Source organism: Methylobacterium crusticola, assembly GCF_003574465.1.
Taxonomy (GTDB): Bacteria; Pseudomonadota; Alphaproteobacteria; order Rhizobiales; family Beijerinckiaceae; genus Methylobacterium; species Methylobacterium crusticola.
On record NZ_QOWC01000426.1, the window covers coordinates 1 to 2,310 of the forward strand.

Below are 2,310 nucleotides of genomic sequence, written 5' to 3' on the forward strand. Positions count from 1 at the left end.
CCCGGCAACCCCGCGGCGGGCTTCTTCGCGTTCAAGGGGCCTGTGACGTGCGTGCGGGCCGCGGACCCCGGCAGGGGAGGGGTGATCCCCTACTGCGTCCCCGCCTCGTCGCGTCCGACCCGGCTGTGACGGCGGCCGTAGCCGAAATAGATCGCGAGCCCGATCGCGAGCCAGATCACCAGGCGCAGCCAGGTCTCGCCGTCGAGCGACACCATCATGGCGAGGCAGACCAGGATCCCGGCCGCCGGCACGAAGGGCACCAGCGGCGTCCGGTAGCCCCGCGGCGCGTCCGGGTGGGTGCGCCGCATGATGATCACGCCGGCGCACACGATGATGAAGGCGAGGAGCGTGCCGATGCTCGTCATGTGGCCGAGCGTGCTGATCGGCAGGAGGCCGCCGAGGAGCGCCGTGAACACCATGAAGAAGAGGTTCGACCGGTAGGGCGTGCGCCAGGTCGGGTGGATGGCGGAGAAGAATTTCGGCAGCAGGCGGTCGTTCGCCATGGCGAAGAACACGCGCGACTGCCCGAACAGGAGCACCAGCATCACGGTGGTGAAGCCCGCGACGACCCCGAGCGTCACCAGCGTCTGGAGCCAGGGGAACGGCGTCTGCTTGATCGCGGTCGCGACCGGGGCCGCGTCGCCCTTCATGGCGTCGTAGTGCACGAGGCCGGTCAGCACCGCCGCGAACGCGATGTAGAGCACGGTGCAGATGGCGAGCGAGCCCAGGATGCCGATCATCATCGTGCGCTGCGGGTTCTTCACCTCCTGCGCCGCCGTCGAGACCGCGTCGAAGCCGATATAGGCGAAGAACACCACCCCGGCCGCCCGCATGATGCCGCTCCAGCCGTAGGCGCCGAAGGTGCCGGTGTTGTCGGGGATGAACGGCACGTAGTTCTGCGCCTTCACGTAGAAGACGCCGACCGCCACCACGATCAGCACCACGGCGACCTTGACCACCACGATGGCGCCGTTGACCCGCGCCGACTCGCGCACGCCCCGCATCTGGAGGAGCGAGATCAGGCACAGGATCAGCACCGCCGGCAGGTTGACGAGCCCGTGCGCGCTGCTGCCGTCGCCGAGCCGCACGGTCTCGAACGGCGAGTGCAGCAGCCGCGGCGGCAGCGTCAGGCCCCAGTCCTGGAGCAGGGTGGCGACGTATTTCGACCAGCTCACCGAGACCGTGGCGGCCCCGACCGCGTATTCGAGCACCAGGTCCCAGCCGATGATCCAGGCCACGAACTCCCCCAGGGTGGCGTACGCGTAGGTGTAGGCGCTGCCCGAGACCGGGATCATGCTGGCGAGCTCGCTGTAGCACATGCCGGCGAGCGCGCAGCCCAGGGCCGCGATCGCGAACGAGAGCACCACCGCCGGGCCGGCATTCTCGGCCGCGGCGATGCCCGTGAGCGAGAACAGCCCCGCCCCGATGATCGCCCCGATGCCGAGCCCGACGAGGCTCCAGGCGCCGAGCGTGCGCTCGAGCCCGTGCGCCCCGCCCTCCGCGTCCCGGCTCAGCCGCTCGATCGGCTTCGTCCGCAGCAGGTCGCCCGCGATCGGTCCTAAGGTCATCGCCCGCGCTCCCCTCCGTCGGCTTGGGGCGCGCGCCTCGGCGCTGCGCCGGCCCGTCGCGCGTTCGATGCGCACGCCGTCAACGCGCGGGGTGCCGCCGCGGTCGCAGGCGGCGCGCGAGAAACTTCCCTTCCGGCAGGCCGGCGGGCCCAGGCTTCCTGCCGCAGCGGCACGCCCCCCCGCGGGCCGAGACCTTCTGGCGTCTTGCTGGCGCCCCCGGCCCGTCCGTAAGCTGGGGCAACAAGACAGGGAGGACGAACCATGTGCCGGATCTTCGCCGAGCAGCCGCCGGAGAACTACGCCTACGAGACCCGCTCCCTGCGGATCGGCGGGCACTGCACCTCCCTGCGGCTCGAGACGGCGTTCTGGGCCATCCTCGCGGAGATCGCCCGGCAGGAGAGCCTCAGCGTGGCGAAGTTCGCCACCAGGCTGCACGACGAGGTGCTGGAGCGCCACGGCGAGGTGCGCAACTTCGCCTCGCTCCTGCGCTGCTCCTGCCTGATCTACCTCGCCCGCGGCGGCAGCGCCGGGGGCTTCGCCGCCCCCGTCATGATGGCGGCGGAGTGAGGCCGGCCAGCCGCCGCACCATCAGGACGGCGTCCCGGCCGTAGCCGGCCGGCGGCGGCCGCTCGAGCGCGCCGAACCCCTGGTGCCGCCAGAAGCCGGCCGCCCCGCCGACCGCGACCAGGGTCGCCTCGCAGAGCCCGCGGCGGCGCGCCGCCCGCAGGGAGCGCGCGACCGC

General features: G+C 72.2%; 2 protein-coding genes and 1 pseudogene. 1 reads left to right on the forward strand and 2 read right to left on the reverse strand.

The features are described from left to right. Positions 1-89: 89 nt before the first annotated feature. Positions 90-1,568 (reverse strand): amino acid permease, encoded by a 1,479-nt coding sequence (locus DT057_RS34605; protein ID WP_128566515.1) that lies wholly within the window; start codon positions 1,566-1,568, stop codon positions 90-92. A 261-nt stretch (positions 1,569-1,829) separates the two neighbouring features. Here DT057_RS34605 and DT057_RS34610 point away from each other — a divergent pair, with 261 nt between their 5' ends. After that, entirely contained in the window at positions 1,830-2,135 is a 306-nt protein-coding gene (locus tag DT057_RS34610) for a ribbon-helix-helix domain-containing protein (protein ID WP_128566516.1), read from the forward strand. Here DT057_RS34610 and DT057_RS35840 read toward each other — a convergent pair. Then, a pseudogene (locus DT057_RS35840) lies at positions 2,116-2,310 on the reverse strand (hypothetical protein); the annotation flags it as partial. The gene DT057_RS34610 and the pseudogene DT057_RS35840 sit on opposite strands and share 20 nt — an antisense overlap.

Bases quoted from the DNA above. Each gene is read 5' to 3' on its own strand.
- DT057_RS34610 (WP_128566516.1), top strand. From the start codon at position 1,830: ATGTGCCGGATCTTCGCCGAGCAGCCGCCGGAGAACTACGCCTACGAG.
- DT057_RS34605 (WP_128566515.1), bottom strand. From the start codon at position 1,568: ATGACCTTAGGACCGATCGCGGGCGACCTGCTGCGGACGAAGCCGATC.